The sequence below is a fragment of the Bradyrhizobium sp. B039 genome (assembly GCF_038965675.1).
GTDB classification, from domain to species: domain Bacteria; phylum Pseudomonadota; class Alphaproteobacteria; order Rhizobiales; family Xanthobacteraceae; genus Bradyrhizobium; species Bradyrhizobium diazoefficiens.
Genome location: NZ_CP152416.1, coordinates 3,350,861 through 3,365,042 on the forward strand (window position 1 = coordinate 3,350,861; position 14,182 = coordinate 3,365,042).

General features: G+C 64.7%; 12 protein-coding genes. 7 read left to right on the forward strand and 5 right to left on the reverse strand.

The annotated features are described in order from the left end of the window. Nucleotides 1-4: 4 nt before the first annotated feature. The 5 genes from AAFG50_RS15605 to AAFG50_RS15625 are packed head-to-tail and all read left to right on the forward strand — an operon-like array spanning nucleotide 5 to nucleotide 3,742. Nucleotides 5-877, forward strand: coding sequence for a branched-chain amino acid ABC transporter permease (locus AAFG50_RS15605; protein WP_028172054.1), 873 nt, complete (start codon nucleotides 5-7; stop codon nucleotides 875-877). Further along, nucleotides 874-1,920, forward strand: coding sequence for a branched-chain amino acid ABC transporter permease (locus tag AAFG50_RS15610; RefSeq protein ID WP_028172053.1), 1,047 nt, complete (start codon nucleotides 874-876; stop codon nucleotides 1,918-1,920). The genes AAFG50_RS15605 and AAFG50_RS15610 overlap by 4 nt, the downstream gene beginning before the upstream one ends. Next, nucleotides 1,920-2,702 carry an ABC transporter ATP-binding protein gene (locus AAFG50_RS15615; RefSeq protein WP_039184161.1) on the forward strand — a complete coding sequence of 261 codons (783 nt, stop codon included), beginning with the start codon at nucleotides 1,920-1,922 and terminating at the stop codon, nucleotides 2,700-2,702. The genes AAFG50_RS15610 and AAFG50_RS15615 overlap by 1 nt, the downstream gene beginning before the upstream one ends. Further along, on the forward strand, nucleotides 2,695-3,399 hold the full coding sequence (locus tag AAFG50_RS15620) for an ABC transporter ATP-binding protein (RefSeq protein ID WP_028172051.1): 705 nt from the start codon (nucleotides 2,695-2,697) through the stop codon (nucleotides 3,397-3,399). The genes AAFG50_RS15615 and AAFG50_RS15620 overlap by 8 nt, the downstream gene beginning before the upstream one ends. Beyond that, nucleotides 3,392-3,742, forward strand: a complete 351-nt coding sequence (locus AAFG50_RS15625) for a Rieske (2Fe-2S) protein (RefSeq protein WP_231166675.1) — start codon at nucleotides 3,392-3,394, stop codon at nucleotides 3,740-3,742. The genes AAFG50_RS15620 and AAFG50_RS15625 overlap by 8 nt, the downstream gene beginning before the upstream one ends. A 106-nt stretch (nucleotides 3,743-3,848) precedes the next feature. Here AAFG50_RS15625 and AAFG50_RS15630 read toward each other — a convergent pair whose 3' ends face one another. The 3 genes from AAFG50_RS15630 to AAFG50_RS15640 all read right to left on the reverse strand — a co-directional run bounded on the left by AAFG50_RS15630 (nucleotide 3,849) and on the right by AAFG50_RS15640 (nucleotide 7,588). Continuing rightward, the gene (locus AAFG50_RS15630; protein WP_028172050.1) at nucleotides 3,849-4,709 is read right to left on the reverse strand and encodes an alpha/beta hydrolase; all 861 of its coding nucleotides are present in this window, start codon (nucleotides 4,707-4,709) and stop codon (nucleotides 3,849-3,851) included. Between the two features lie 123 nt (nucleotides 4,710-4,832). Next, nucleotides 4,833-6,368, reverse strand: a complete 1,536-nt coding sequence (locus tag AAFG50_RS15635; protein WP_028172049.1) for a hypothetical protein — start codon at nucleotides 6,366-6,368, stop codon at nucleotides 4,833-4,835. A 29-nt stretch (nucleotides 6,369-6,397) separates the two neighbouring features. Beyond that, on the reverse strand, nucleotides 6,398-7,588 hold the full coding sequence (locus AAFG50_RS15640) for a glycosyltransferase family 4 protein (protein WP_028172048.1): 1,191 nt from the start codon (nucleotides 7,586-7,588) through the stop codon (nucleotides 6,398-6,400). A 278-nt stretch (nucleotides 7,589-7,866) separates the two neighbouring features. Between AAFG50_RS15640 and AAFG50_RS15645 the strand changes: the two genes are divergently transcribed. Further along, nucleotides 7,867-9,963 (forward strand): GumC family protein, encoded by a 2,097-nt coding sequence (locus AAFG50_RS15645; RefSeq protein WP_028172047.1) that lies wholly within the window; start codon nucleotides 7,867-7,869, stop codon nucleotides 9,961-9,963. Between the two features lie 7 nt (nucleotides 9,964-9,970). On the opposite strand, the gene AAFG50_RS15650 is transcribed toward AAFG50_RS15645, so the two are convergent. Beyond that, entirely contained in the window at nucleotides 9,971-11,317 is a 1,347-nt protein-coding gene (locus tag AAFG50_RS15650) for a lipopolysaccharide biosynthesis protein (RefSeq protein WP_028172046.1), read from the reverse strand. Nucleotides 11,318-11,750: 433 nt separating this feature from the next. Between AAFG50_RS15650 and AAFG50_RS15655 the strand changes: the two genes are divergently transcribed. Beyond that, entirely contained in the window at nucleotides 11,751-12,974 is a 1,224-nt protein-coding gene (locus AAFG50_RS15655) for an FAD-dependent monooxygenase (protein WP_028172045.1), read from the forward strand. Between the two features lie 30 nt (nucleotides 12,975-13,004). Here the strand turns inward: AAFG50_RS15655 and AAFG50_RS15660 are convergent, their stop codons facing one another. Then, nucleotides 13,005-14,141: a GNAT family N-acetyltransferase gene (locus AAFG50_RS15660; protein ID WP_028172044.1), complete on the reverse strand. Its 1,137-nt coding sequence runs from the start codon at nucleotides 14,139-14,141 to the stop codon at nucleotides 13,005-13,007. Between the last annotated feature and the right edge of the window lie 41 nt (nucleotides 14,142-14,182).

Consider the following 14,182-nt stretch of genomic DNA (forward strand, 5'->3'; position numbering starts at 1 on the left):
GGCTTTGAGCGAGTTTCTCCAGCATCTGGTCAACATGCTTGTGCTCGGCGGCACCTATGCGCTGCTCGGGATCGGGCTGACGTTGATCTTCGGCATCATGAACGTCGTGAATTTCACGCACGGCGTGCTCTACACGTTCGGCGCCTACATCATGTTTATCGTGGTGCAGCAGCTCGGGCTGAACTTCTTCCTTGCGCTGCCCGTCGCCGTGCTGGCCGGATGGCTGTTGGGGGCAGCTATCGAGCTGACATTGCTGCGGCCCCTGCGCGGCTCCGACATCGACACCACGATGCTGGTCATGATCGGAGCCTGGATCGCGATGCAGTCGGGCACGCTGTGGATCTGGGGCGGGGTCGCCAAATCGGTGGCGACGCCGTTTCCCGAGGCGCCCCTGGTGCTCGGACCTGTCTCCGTGTCCTGGCTGCGGCTGTTCGTGCTTGCCGCCGCGGCACTGCTGATCCTGGTGACGTATCTCCTGATCAACAGGACGAGCCTCGGCCGCGCGATGCGGGCGACGTTCCAGGACCACGACACGGCCTCGCTGATGGGCGTCAATGTCGACATGATCTACACCTCGACCTTCGCGATCGGCTCCAGCCTTGCCGCCGCGGCGGGGGCTCTGCTCGGCCCGGTCTACGTGATCTTCCCGCAAATGGGGGATCTTGCCGCCGTCAAGGCCTTCGCCATCGTCATCCTCGGCGGTCTCGGCAACATCACGGGTGCGGTGATCGGCGGCTTCATCCTGGCGCTCGCCGAGGAGCTCGGCGCGGGCTACGTCTCATCAGGCTATCGCGACGCGATGGGCTTCGTGATCATCATCGCGGTTCTCATCTTCAAGCCGACCGGCCTGTTCGCGCGCGCGGAGCGCGTCGGATGAGAATAGCCCTCACCATTCTCGCCGTCGCGGCCCTTGCCTCGGTGCCGCTCTGGCTGCGCGATCCCTATCTCCTCAACGCGCTGATCACGACCGGAATCTTCGTCATCGGCGCGATGAGCCTCAATCTCCTGCTCGGCTTCACCGGGCAGCTCAGCCTCGGCCACATCGCCTTCTTCGGCATCGGCGCCTATGTCAGCGCGCTGACATCGCTCGGTTTCGACATCGGGCTGCCCGGAGACCTGCGCCTTGTTCACACGCCGTGGCCGCCCATTGTGGGCTTCGTGCTCGCGATCCTCATCGCCGGGCTGTGCGGTTATTTCGTCGGGCTGCTCTCGTTCCGCGTTCGCGGCGCCTATTTCGTCATTGTCACGATCTCCTTCGCCGAAGTCGTCCGGCTGGTCGCGTTGAACTGGGTCGAACTGACGCAAGGCCCGCTGGCGCTGACCAATATTCCCTCCATCGCACTGCCGTTGCCCGGCTTCGGTGAGCTGACGCTGCGCACCAAGATGCAGAACTACTATCTCGTGCTGGTCGTGGCTCTCACCGCCTATCTTCTGATCACGCGTCTCGTTCATTCCCATTTCGGCCGCGCCATGCGCGGATTGATGGAGAATGAGACGCTGGCGGTCTCCGTCGGCATCGACGTGACCAAGACGCTGACGCTGGCGGCGGTGATTTCCGCCGCGATCGCTGGCGCCGCCGGCAGCCTCTATGCGCACTATATCCGGATCATCGATCCTGAAGTGTTTGCCTTCATCAACACCGTCACCATGGTGATCATGGTCATCAGCGGCGGCAAGGGCTCGCTGGCGGGGCCCGTCGTCGGCGGTCTGATCTTCGGGCTGCTGCCGGTCGCGCTGCGTCCGGTGATGGCGCCGGAGGCGCAGTGGATCGCCTATGGCGGCGTGCTGATCGCCATCCTGTTCGTGCTGCCGCGCGGCATCGTGCCGTCGCTCGCGCAGCGATTTCGCCGGAGACGGAGCGGCACGACGGCGCTGGCGCCGGTGGCGCTCACTGAAACCGCCGTCAAGGAGCGGGCGTGATGACGGCACGCAGCGTTGCCATGACGATCGAGCAGGTCGCGGTCCGTTTCGGCGGGCTCGTCGCGATCTCCGACATGAGTTTCACCGTGGGCGAGGGCGAGATCGTCAGCCTGATCGGACCGAACGGCGCCGGCAAGACCACGACCTTCAACGTCATGACCGGTTTCCTGACGCCGAGCGCAGGCCGTGTCACCTATCAGGGCACGACGCTTACCGGATTGAAGCCGCACGAGATCGCCGATCTCGGCCTGATCCGCACCTTCCAGCGCACCAGTGTGTTTCCCAATGACACCGTCTACGACAATCTCCTGATCGGCCTGCATCGTCAGGGCCGGGTCCGGCTGCTCGACGCCATCCTCGGGCTGCCGGGCGCGCGCGCCTCGGAGCGCAGGCTGCGGCAGCGGGCAAGCGAGCTGATCGAATGGGTCGGTCTCGAACGCCGTGCCCACGATGCGGCCGGCTCGCTCTCCTACGGCGAGCAGCGCCTGGTCGGCGTTGCGCTGGCGCTCGCGGCGGAACCCTCGATGCTGCTGCTCGACGAACCCGTCTCGGGCATGAATGCCTCGGAAACCCACCGGTTCGTCGAGCTCATTCGCGACATCCGCGGTCGCGGCATCACGATCCTTCTGGTCGAGCACGACATGCCGATGGTGATGACCGTCTCGGACCGCATCGTGGTGCTCAACTACGGCCGCATCATCGCCGAGGGAGCGCCGGACGTGATCCGCAACGATCCCGCCGTGATCGAGGCCTATCTCGGACATGGAGCGGCGCGTGCTTGAGATCCGCGACATGGTGTGCGGCTATGGCGGCGTCACCGCGCTGCGCGGCATCTCGCTCGACGTGAAGGCCGGGCAACTCGTCGCGTTGATCGGGGCCAACGGTGCCGGCAAGAGCACGACGCTGCGCGCGATTTCCGGCCTCGTGCCGCCGCGCGCAGGCCAAATGCGGTTCGAGGGCATCGACATCACCGGGGCGAGGCCCCCGCGCGTGCTGGCGAGCGGGATCGCGCATTGTCCGGAAGGGCGGCGCGTGTTTCCGCACATGAGCGTCGAGGAAAACCTCGACATGGGGGCTTACCTCCGTCGCGGTTCAGGCGAGATCGCGGCCGATCGCGATCGCATCTATACGGAATTTCCGCGGCTCGCCGAGCGGCGCCGGCAGGCGGCGGGCACGCTGTCCGGTGGCGAGCAGCAGATGCTCGCGATCGGGCGTGCGCTGATGTCGCGGCCGCGGCTGATAATGTTCGACGAGCCTTCGCTCGGCCTTGCCCCCAACATCGTCGAGCGCACCTTTGCGATCATCCGTGGCATTCGCGATGCCGGCACCACGGTACTGCTGGTCGAGCAGAACGCGTTCGCCGCGCTCGAGATGTGCGACCACGCCTATCTGCTCGAGAACGGCCGCATCGTTCTGTCCGGAGCCGGCACCGAGCTGATCGAGAACGAGCATGTGCGGAAGGCCTATCTCGGTGGTTGATCCGGTTGTCCGTTCGGACGAGCCCGGATGGATTCCGGTCTGTGACCTCGGTCGCCTGAAGGCAGAGACGATCGTCCGCGTTGCCGGGCGCGATATGCTTGTGATCTGGAGCGAGGGCGATGTCGTCGCGTGCGACCGTGCCTGCCCCCACGAACAGGCCGATCTTGGTCTTGGACAGGTGACAGCGGGGCGGCTGCAGTGCCCGCGCCATGCCGCATCATTCGATTTGCGCGACGGGGCGATTACAGCGGGCTGGCCAAGTCCGCCATTGCGGCTCTATCCGGTCAAGGTCACGGGAGAGCAAATCTGGGTTGAAGAGCCTGAGCGGCGATCGGGGCGATGATGGCATCATGCCCCTGTTTTGCCCGACGAGTCAAAACGATCCGCGTCGTAGATTTTGCCTTTGGAAACAACGGCGTTCTACTGTGCATGGGGTTGTTTTCGCGTTTTTAGTCCAGCAACCGGCGTGCAGCCTCCACCAGAGCGCCGTCCGGCCGACGCAGCGCCTCGAGGATGGTGAAATGGTCGGCGCCTGCGACCGGAATGAGCTTGCCGGGCGCCTGCGCGGCCGCTCGCTTCTCATGAAGGTTGATTGAATCCAGCACCAGGGCGGGGAGTTCGTTGCTGCCATAGGCGATGTCGAGCCGCTTCTGTGTCACGGGGAGGCGAAGCGGCGAGAGCTTGGCGATTTCTTCGTCCGTCAGCTTCAGCGCGCTGTTGAGGCCGGTATCGCGGATCGGCGCCAGATCGTAGACGCCTGATATCGCAAGCCCCGCATGGACGCGCGGATGGTCCAGCGCCATCGCCACGAGATGGGCGCCGGCGGACCAGCCCGACAGCACGATCGGCCCGCCGATGCCATAGGATGCGCCATGCGCGGCGAGCCAGTCGAGCGCGCGCGGGATTTCGGCGACGATGTCGGTGAGGGACACTTCAGGCGCCAGCGAATAGCCGGGAATCGCAACCGACCAGCCATGTGCGGCAACGCCTTCGACCAGCATGGCGAACAGTTCACGCGAATTGCGCTGCCAATAGCCGCCATGCACGAACACCAAGCAGGGCGCATCGGGCTTTGCGGCGGGGTAGAGATCGATCTTGTTGTTCGCCCGCTCGCCGTAAGGCAAATCGAGATGGGACTTCAGCGTACCGCGCAGCCGGCTGGAAGCTTCGTTGCGCTCGGCGATCAGGGCAGGGCTGTTCTTGACCGCCGCATTGTTGTCATAGGCGGCGCTGCGTTCCGCCTGGGACAGTTCGGCCCATTTGCTGCGGGGATCGAACGGCCGATGTGTCGAGCTTGTGTTGTTGACCATGGAGTCTCCGAGCGGCCGGTCGTGGCAATGACCGGCGTCGCTCGCTCCTGTCTGCCACGAATCCCGCTCGAATTGCAGATCGCTCGTGCTCAGACGAGGGATGCGCCGTTCGCGGAACTTGTTTCAACTGGCTGTGGAGGGACGGGTCCGGGGCGGCAAAGCCGGCGACGGAAATTGACGCGCAAAGGCGCTCGTCTTCGGCTGAACACGCGATCCGTCGATCACCTCCAGCCGGCCGCAGCGGTTCAGGGTGTGCAGCTTTCGGCCGGGCCATGCGGGTCCCGGCTTCAGAGAGTGGCGGACGATCTGCTTGAATGTCGTGGGCGACAGTTCGATGACCTCCGCCAGGGCGAGCGCCGCGCCGTATCCGTCGGCACAATTCTGGACCGGGCGCCACAGTCTTTCGTTGATGGTGACGAAATTCCCGGCCGGTCGCGTACTCGCGCGATCGATCAGGACCGGGTTGCTGGCATGAGGCAGCCAGGGGCCGAGCAGGTGGTCGGCGTAGTAGATCGCAAGCGAATCCGAATAGCCGCCGGCCCCGTCGCGCCAGGCGCCAAACAGGTAGTTCAGGCCGTTGTGCCGCGTGATCGTCGCGTCGGCGAGCTCCAGGCCCGAAAGCAGCGTCGCATGCCGCTCCCATTGGTCCGGAAACCGAACGCATTTGTAGAGGGCGACGTCCCCGTTGATCGAGCTCTCCGGGATCATCCACAACTCGCCGTCGTCCTCGATCAGGAACGGATAGGACAGGTGCCAGGGCTCTTCCAGCACAGGCATGACGTCGCCGACTGGCCCGGTGTCACCGAACTCGATCGCTGAAATGATTCCCTTGCCGACCCGGTGATCGAGATCTTCAAAAAAGACGAACGTTCGTCCACGCCAGGTGACGGGAAAGGGATCGGCGTAGAAGTGGTTTCCGGGATCTCCCAGAACGTTCCAGCGGGGCCCGGAGAGATCTCCGGTCTGCCAGACGCCTGCGCCGTCATTGAAGCGCCATCCGATATGCCAATGCGGGGCGTAGCAGCAGAGGCGATAGATCTCCTTGGCGATCGAGACGGCGAGGCCGCGCACGACGTAGCCAACAGGTCCACGTCGGTTCGTGGCGCCGGCAGGACGCGACAGCTGTGGCAGAATGCGCGGCCGTCCCGACAGGATTGCCGCCACCATGGTCAGGGTTCGCGCCATGACCGTTTCGAGGGCGCCGCTCAGGCCGGCTGCAGTTTCTCCCGACGGGTGGCCGCGATCGAGGACGGCGCCGTCGATCTCGTTGACGATGTCGATCACCGGCATGTCGCCGGCAAGAATGGCGGAGAGCGCGGCGTTTTCTCCTGCCGCTCCGTTGAACAGCGGGCGCAGATACAGCGAAGCCGAGCAGTCCCGATCGCGCGCGCCGCCTGTGAAATCGACGATCACGTCGGCCGTGCCGGTGCGAGCCTGCGTCCGCTTGGGAATGATCTTCAGCCCGTCGGCACCGCCGGGTTTGCCCTCGTGCAACACCATGCGTTCGAGCGCGAACAGCGCGTCGAGACCCGCAGGCCGTGACTCCGCCGTCGCCGTCCAGGCGATCTGGACCGGAACGTCCCGCCCGTCGACCGACAGCGTCTCGCGGTGCATCCACCGCCGCGCATGCTCACGTTCACAGCGAAACTCGATGATCATGTCGAGCCAATCTATTCCAGCGGATCAGGTCAAATGACTTGGCCGAGAATTCGAACGTATTCCTCAACCATGGAGTCCACCGAATACCGCAACCTCAGGCCTTTGGCGTTTTGTCGCAGTTCGTCGCGCAGGGTTTGGTCGGTCAGGAGCTTCGAGACGGCGGCCGACAGCTTCGCATGATCGGAGGCATCCACGAACAGTGCTGTCGGTTTGCCTTCGAAGGACAGCACCTCGCGCAGGACGGGAAGATCGGTGACGACGGAGGGAACGCCGGCGTTTGCGGCTTCGACCGCGGCGAGGCCGAAAGTCTCGGCTTGTGTCGGAAATACGAACACGTCCAGGCAGGCGAGAAAGTCGGCCATCTGGCGCGGGGTGATTTCCCCGAGCAGATGCAGTCTGTCCGAGACTTTCAAATCATCCGCCAGCTGCCTTAGCCGAACCTCGTCGGCACCCTGGCCGGCCAGTGCGAGATGCCAGGACGGTTGATCCGGCAGCAGGCGTATCGCTGCATCGAGCCGCTTGTGCGGGTGCAGCCTGGCTGCGCAGCCAAGCAATATGCGGTCCGGCGGAAGATTGAACTTCTGTCGCGCAGCTTCCTTCGGCAGGGTGAGGGCCTTGTCGTCGAAGCCGTGCGGGACATGCACCATGCGCGACCGGTAGGCCGCAGGGTAGCGCGAATATTCGCGCTGCATGTCCAGCGAGTTCAGCGTGATGCGGTCGAAGAAGCCGAGGCTGCCCATGACGATGTCGGCCGTGCGGATCGGCCAGCTCATCGACAGTGCGGACGACACCTGATTGGCGATGACGGGCGCGCGGCAGACGAGGCGAGACACGCCCGCGCCGATGACGTTGCCGAAATGCTGAAAGGTCAGAACGGCGTCGGGCCTGGTGGTCCTGATATGACGGCCGAGCGTCCACAGCATTTGCAGCAGGGCCAGTGGATGTCCCGGCCGGCGCGATGCGCAGTAGAGCGTATCGGGCGGCTCGTCGAATGAATCCGATTTGCGGAAGAAGAACAGATTGGTGACCCGATAGCCGCGCGCGGTCAGGCCGGCGCCGAGTAGCCTGGAAATCTCCTGGGCGCCCGCATTCTCGGCTTGCGTCTGGACGAGAAGCACGTGCGGCTTTCGTCGGCCGCTGCCCCGACTTGCGAGTGCTGCCGCGGTCGACGGCAGCTTCGGTGCCTCGCCCAGTTCTGCGCCTGGCTGGTAATGCAGCACGGATCCCGACCCGCTAATGAAACGTTCACCTTCTTAACGCCGTACCTATCATGCGAGCGTCGCGCGGACACCGGCTAGCAACAAACGGAGTTAATGCCCTGTCCGCCGGAACAGCATCGTTCACAGGAGAATGGCAGCGGTTTGCGGACGGAGCGAAGCGAGCGCGTTAACCAATTGTTCATCTTCGCGCGGAGGCGGGTAACCGCGGATTAACCATAGATATTTACGGTGGCGCAGGCCACTGAACAGTGCTTGCCAGTTGAATCCGAGTAAAGTCCATGACGTTCGGTCGCCGCGCAGACCCGACAAGTTCCGGATCGACCGGTGTCTCCGCGTCGTGGCAGACTCAAGATGCGTCGAACGGTGAGGCTGGCGGAGCCGCAGCCCGCCTTGGCGGTGTGCTCACCGCCGCAGGCGCGCTCTCCTTCATTCGGGACAATGCTCGCCGTATCCTGGCGCTCGCTCTTGCGATCTTCGCCCTCGGCGTCATCGTTCTGCTGGTGATCCCGGTTCGATTTGCGGCGACCGCGCTGGTCGTCGTCGATCCCCGCGAACAACGCGTGACCGCGGATCAGGACGTTCTGCCGGGCATAGGGCAGGATAGCGCCGCGCTGCAAAGCCTGGTCGAAGTGGCGAAGTCCGACGGCTTTCTCAAGCCGCTGATCGAGCAGCTCAAGATTCGGGATGACGAGGACATTTCCGGGGGACATACCGACCCCGCGCGCCTGCTCGAGAGGTTCCGCAACCGTCTCGACATTTCCCGCCGCGGGCTCACTTACGTCATCGCCATCCGCTTCACGTCGAACCGGCCGGAGCGGGCGGCCTATTATGCGAACGCGATAGCCGAGGCGTTCGTCTCGAGCCAGAGTCGCAACCGCACCGATGCGACCGACGAGGCGGCCGACTGGCTCAGTGGCCGGCTCAAGACATTGAACGACCGGTTGAGGGCGTCAGAGGACGCCGTGGCCACGTTCAAGCTCGAGCACAGGATCGTCAACGCCGGCAAGGATTCCACGACCCAGCAATTGCGCGTGACCGAGCTGTCGCAGCAGGTCGCCGCCGCGCGCGCCCGGGCCGAAGAGGCCAAAGCCCGCTACGAGCAGGCGCAGCGCGACGTCAAGGCGAATGTCGAGGGTCCGGCCAAGCAGGATCTCCTGAGCGCGCTGCGCGCGCAGCGGTCGGCGCTCAATGATCAAATCGCGCAGAAGCGCGCGGTGTTCGGCGATCGCCATCCCGACCTCGTCATGTCCTACAGCCAGCTGAACGATCTCAACAGGCAGATCGAGGTCGAGCGGGCCAAGAGCATCGACACCGCAAAGTCGGAGTACGAGGCCCAGCGCGAACAGCAGAAGGCCCTCGAAGGCCAGATGAAGGCGGCTGAATCGCAGCTCCTGGTCGACGGTCAGGCTCTGGTCAGGCTCCAGGAGTTGCAGCGCGACGCCGAGGCGAACAGAAACATCTACGAACAATTCCTGTCGCGCTCGAAGACGACGAACGAGCAGCGTCTCCTGCAGAGCTCCCAGACCAAGATTGCGTCGTCCGCCATTCCGCCGCTTCGCTCGACCCTTCCGCCGCTGCCCTTGCTGCTTGCCGCGCTCGCGATCGGCTCGCTGCTGACATCGACGGCGGTCGTTGCCGCTACGGGACGCCGATCGGACAAGCCCGTCGAAGACGTTCGTGCCCCCGATCCGGCTCCGCGCCAGCCCGCGTCGTGGCCACGCCCGCCCGTGTGGGCCCGCATTCCCGACTTGCTGCCGGGCGATGTGCCCCGAAACATCTGGCAAGGTCCGGTCTCAGCGACGGCTGCGCTCGATCTCAGTCCACATTTGCGCCCGCTGCTCGACCGGCTGGAGAAATTGCCGGGAGCCCGGGGCAAGGTCGCGCTCGTGATGTCGGTCGGCAAGCGGGCCGGCGGCAACACCGTCGCGCGGTCGCTGAACCGGTGGGCGGTGAACAAGGGGAAGTTGAGCGTCCTGATCCGGGTCGAGCCGGACCTCGGTGGTGCCGCGGTTAGCCTCGTCAAGGAGCAGGCGGACGGCATGACCACGGCGGACTTTCGCAGCGTCGACGCGCTTCTGGGCGCCGGCAAGCGGCCCGAGGCGTCGCCCGCGGATGACATTCGTTCGGAGTTCGATCTGATCGTCGTCCACGCCACCTCGCTGGCCTTGCAGCCGGAGGCGGCGGCGCTCGCCGCTCACGCTGATCTGGTCGTCCTGGTCGCTTGCGAAGACGCGGTCGATTCCGCTGCAATGCGCAGGGCAATGGCGGCGCTGTCCCGCTTTGGCAGCGTGCCGACCGGGCTCGTCATCAATCGTGTCCCGCCCGATCCGTCGGCGGCGCGTCGTCGGGGCGAAGTGTTGGGCCTGGCCGGTTGATCGACGCCTAATCGCCGGAGTCGGCACCGCGGACCGCAAAGGCGCCGCGTTTCGATGCCGAGAAGCGCAGAAGCACGAGAATTGAAGGGTCGACTCCGGTTCGCCGGCGACAGAGGATGTTGAGCGCGATGGTCGCGAACGCCAACGACACGGTCGCCGAGATCGCCGCGCCAAGCACGCCGAGCCAGGGAATCAGGACGAGAAATCCGACCAGCCGCAGTGCGACGTTCGCCGCGACGACGGGGACATAGATGCGCTCATGGCCGGTCAGCTGCAGGATCGCCGCGGATGGACCGCCCGCCGCCTGGAAAGCCGTGCCGATCGCGAGCACGATCAGGACCCAGTGCTGTGCGGCGAAATGAGGCCCGAACAGGTTGAGAAGATGGGGGCCGCCGATCCAGATCAGGAGAAGTCCGCTGGCCACGCAAAGTGCGGTCACTTCCGCCATGAGCCGCAACGTTCGCCCAAACTCCTGGTGGTTCTTGCTGAAGTACAGCGAAGGAAGCCGGCGCGCCCCGAAACTGTACAGCGCCGCCGACAGCATGGCGAAGATGTTGGCCAGGCGCGAGGCGGCGAAATAGATTCCAGCGGTCGCCGGATCCAGCATCCAGTAGACCAGGATGACGTCGAAATACTGGTTGGCCGCTTCCAGGATGGACGCGACCCAGAAATGAAGCGCGCTGGCTCTCCAGCGAGAGGTCTCGTAACGCGCCGCTGTGCTGCGCAAGTCCGGCAGGGCTCGCGCAATGGCAACGACCTGCGCGACAAGGCCCACCGACATGGCGATCGTCATCACGGCGAACAACTCGGCGGGATCGAGCTGCCGATGGCCGAACAACATGGCAAGCAGAAACAGGACGACGATGACCCGCCAGAAGAGCTCCCGGTTTCCTTCGCCCATGAGAATGCTGACCAGCGAGCGGGCGATCTGGCTGCCGAGCATCAGTCCGGCATTCACCGCCGTGTAGGCCGAGAGAGCAAGGATCAGCAGCCACCAATCGCCCCTCAAGCTCGCGGCCAACGCGACCGCGGCGATCGCGATCAGCATCGCGACGGAGGTCATCTTGAAGCTCGACAGGAGGACGCCTTTGGTGAGGTCGGGCCTGTCTTCGACCTGATACTCGTTCAAAAATCGCACCAGAAGCGACTCCTGGCCGACCAGCCCCACGACCGCTGCGATCTGGGCAACGGAAAGCCAGGTCGCAAAGATGCCGAATCCATCAGGCGACATCGTTCGCGCCGCCAGCGAGAACAACGCAAACGCAAGCGCGCCGCTGCCAACCTTGAGGAGGATGGTCCCGACAACACCGCGCGTCACGTCGCGCCGCAGGAACTGGACGATGGATTCGATCATGGACGTTGAGGGACGACTTTCCCCTGGAGATACGCGCTGCGATGGCGGTGACAGCCTAGCATGGTGAAAAACCGCGAGTGTTAATGGGGCCTCTGGAGTCCTGTTGGTTGCGGCCGATGTCGGCGAAACATCCGCTGCGTCACGGTGGGACACCTTCGTTCCGGCTGTCCCAGTTAGAGCGCAGGCCGGCTTCGTCGAAAAGCGACGTGATGTCGCTCTGACGAGAAGCAGCCATGCGTTCCGCCGTGGCGTCGCCGAACACCGGTTCTTGTCGAACATCCCGAGCAAGACGCGTGCCGAAACATCGTCCGGCCAGATCGAGTCTTCGGTTCGTTAACCTCGATCGACGGAAATGATCGCGTTCGGTCCTGCGATGCGACATCAGGCGGGATAATTGCACATGGAACCACCGTTAACCGTGGGAGCCTGGACCATGACGGCGGATAGCACCGTGACTGAGCCGATCGCCGCAGCTGCGACCACGACGATCGTTGCGGACGCCGCGATTGTCGGAGGTGGCCTTGCAGGTTCGCTCGCGGCTGCTGTCCTTGCGCGGGCAGGGCATCGCGTCGCGCTGGTGGACAAGCGCGCGGTCTATCCGGACGAGTTTCGGGTCGAAAAGATCGGCGGCCATCAGCTGGAGATGTTCCGCAGGCTGGGCTTCATCCGCGGCCTCGCGAGCGTCGCTTGTCCATACGATCAGGTGCTCAATGTCAGGGAAGGCAAGGTGGTCGATGTCAGCGTCGGCCAGGCTTACGGGCTTCCCTATGCCGGTCTCGTTGCCATGGCGCGCGGCCAGATACCCGATCCGTCCAGTCTGATCGTCGATGAGGTCACCGCAGTCACCTATAGCGACGACATCCAGCATATCGAGCTCGCCTCCGGGCGCCGCCTCAATGCGCGTCTTGTCGTTCTGGCGACGGGCATGGCCGGAGCCCTCGGCTACAAGCTGGGCATCAGGCGGCGCGTGCTGGCCGCAGGCCACTCGGTCTCGTTCGGCTTCACGATCGCGCGCCGTGACGGCACGCCGTTCGATTTCAAGGCGCTGACCTGTTACGGCGAGCGCACCTCCGACGGCGTCGATTATCTCAGCCTGTTTCCGGTACCCGCCGGCATGCGGGCCAATCTCTTCATGTTCCGCGACCCGACCGATCCGGTCATGCGTGATCTGCGGCGCGACACGGAAGCGACAGTCCTGCGGCTGCTGCCGGGATTGCAGCCCTATCTCGGCGATTTTCGCGTGACGGATCGGGTACAGAACTGGGTGATGGATCTGTCCGTCGCCGAAGGACATCTCCAGCCCGGCGTCGTGCTGATCGGCGATGCGTTTCAGACCAACTGTCCCGCCGCCGGAACGGGCGTCGCCCGCCTGCTGGTGGACGTCGAGCGTCTCTGCACCGAATATGCACCGCGGTGGCTTGCGACCGAAGGCATGGGCAAGGAGAAGATATCGGAGTTCTATTCCGATCGCGACAAGATCGCCGCGGACCAGCAGTCACTGAAGATGGCGCGCTTTCGCCAGGCGCTGACGTCCCGCAACGATATCAGCTGGGACGTGCGGCGACGGTTGCACTTCCTGCGGCGAAGCATCACCCATCGGGTCGATCAGATGCGGCCGGGCTGGCTCGCGCAGGTCCGCAGCGCGCTGCGCGCCTGAGGGCCGCGGCCCTCCAGGGCCTCACGCCGGTCACTGCGTGGGCGTCGAGGTGCGGGTCGGCGAGAGCCTGAACTCCGAAATTCGCTTGGCGGCAAGTTTGAGCCAGGGCGCCTGCTCCAGTGCGAACAGGGATATCGCGCCTGTGGTGCTGCCGGCCTGCGTGACCGCCCACATCGGCGAGGGCTGCGCGCCGAACAATTTCTTGTATGGCTCGTCGCCAATGGTGAAGTCGAGCATCTGATCCCCTCGCTCGATACAGTCCTTCGCCACCTGCTCGAACATCAGGGCACCCAGGGACTGGCTCTTGTATCCGGCGATGTCGAAGGCACTCATGATGACGAGGAAGCTGTCGCGCTGCTGCAGCCCGAGCACGGCGGCGATCACCTCGCCATCCATCTTCATGGCATAGAGCCGCGCAAGGGAACCGAGACCACGGACCGCGACGTCGGAATAGAAGTCGTAATATTCGGGGCGCTGGAGCAGGTCTCCGTCGCCCTGCGACTGGAACCGCGGACCGCGAAATTTCCTCATTACGTCCAGCGCCTCGAGGACGGCGGCGCCGTCGCTGCAGCACGAGAAGCTCAGCGCGCCCTTCTTCTGGAGCTGCCGATACTTCTTTGCGAGCTCCTTCTGATAGGAACGATCCATCGCACTGGCCCGCCATTGCTCGAATGGGGCGACGAGAACGGTCGCGTAGGCATTGGTGTCCATCGCGACGCGGCGGGGCGCGGCCAGAAGGTTCTCGATCGGCAGCCGCCCGTCCGGCAGCTTGGTCATGCGGAGCAGGTCGAAAGGGCGAACGAGGCGGCGAATCCCGGCGCATGCCTCCGCATCTCTGAGCAGTTCGGAAAACACCGTCGGACTGCAAACCGGCGCCAGATAGTCGGAGACGCGGAGATCTGCGAATTCGACGGTCCGTATCGGACCGCGCCGGATCCGGAGCAGGGGCAGCACCATCGCAAGGGCGCCGGTCGCGCGGTGGCGAACCACGACAACCAGAGGAGTTGCTCCCGCATGAGACGCGAGCCTGCTGTAGAGGCTGTGCAGCCAGAGCGGATGCTGGAACGCGGTGGCGGCCGAGTGGTCGAACAGCTCTGCATAGTCCGCCGACAGGAAGTCGAATGCCGGCTCGACGGCGATATCGAACGTGTTGCCAGGCGTGTTCATGCGTAACCAGGGAGACCAGGGAATTCGGGAGTGCTCGATCG

Coding starts and splice junctions, on each gene's coding strand:
- AAFG50_RS15615 (WP_039184161.1), top strand. CDS start 1,920: ATGACGGCACGCAGCGTTGCCATGACGATCGAGCAGGTCGCGGTCCGT.
- AAFG50_RS15630 (WP_028172050.1), bottom strand. CDS start 4,709: ATGGTCAACAACACAAGCTCGACACATCGGCCGTTCGATCCCCGCAGC.
- AAFG50_RS15635 (WP_028172049.1), bottom strand. CDS start 6,368: ATGATCATCGAGTTTCGCTGTGAACGTGAGCATGCGCGGCGGTGGATG.
- AAFG50_RS15650 (WP_028172046.1), bottom strand. CDS start 11,317: ATGATCGAATCCATCGTCCAGTTCCTGCGGCGCGACGTGACGCGCGGT.
- AAFG50_RS15610 (WP_028172053.1), top strand. CDS start 874: ATGAGAATAGCCCTCACCATTCTCGCCGTCGCGGCCCTTGCCTCGGTG.
- AAFG50_RS15645 (WP_028172047.1), top strand. CDS start 7,867: ATGACGTTCGGTCGCCGCGCAGACCCGACAAGTTCCGGATCGACCGGT.
- AAFG50_RS15655 (WP_028172045.1), top strand. CDS start 11,751: ATGACGGCGGATAGCACCGTGACTGAGCCGATCGCCGCAGCTGCGACC.
- AAFG50_RS15660 (WP_028172044.1), bottom strand. CDS start 14,141: ATGAACACGCCTGGCAACACGTTCGATATCGCCGTCGAGCCGGCATTC.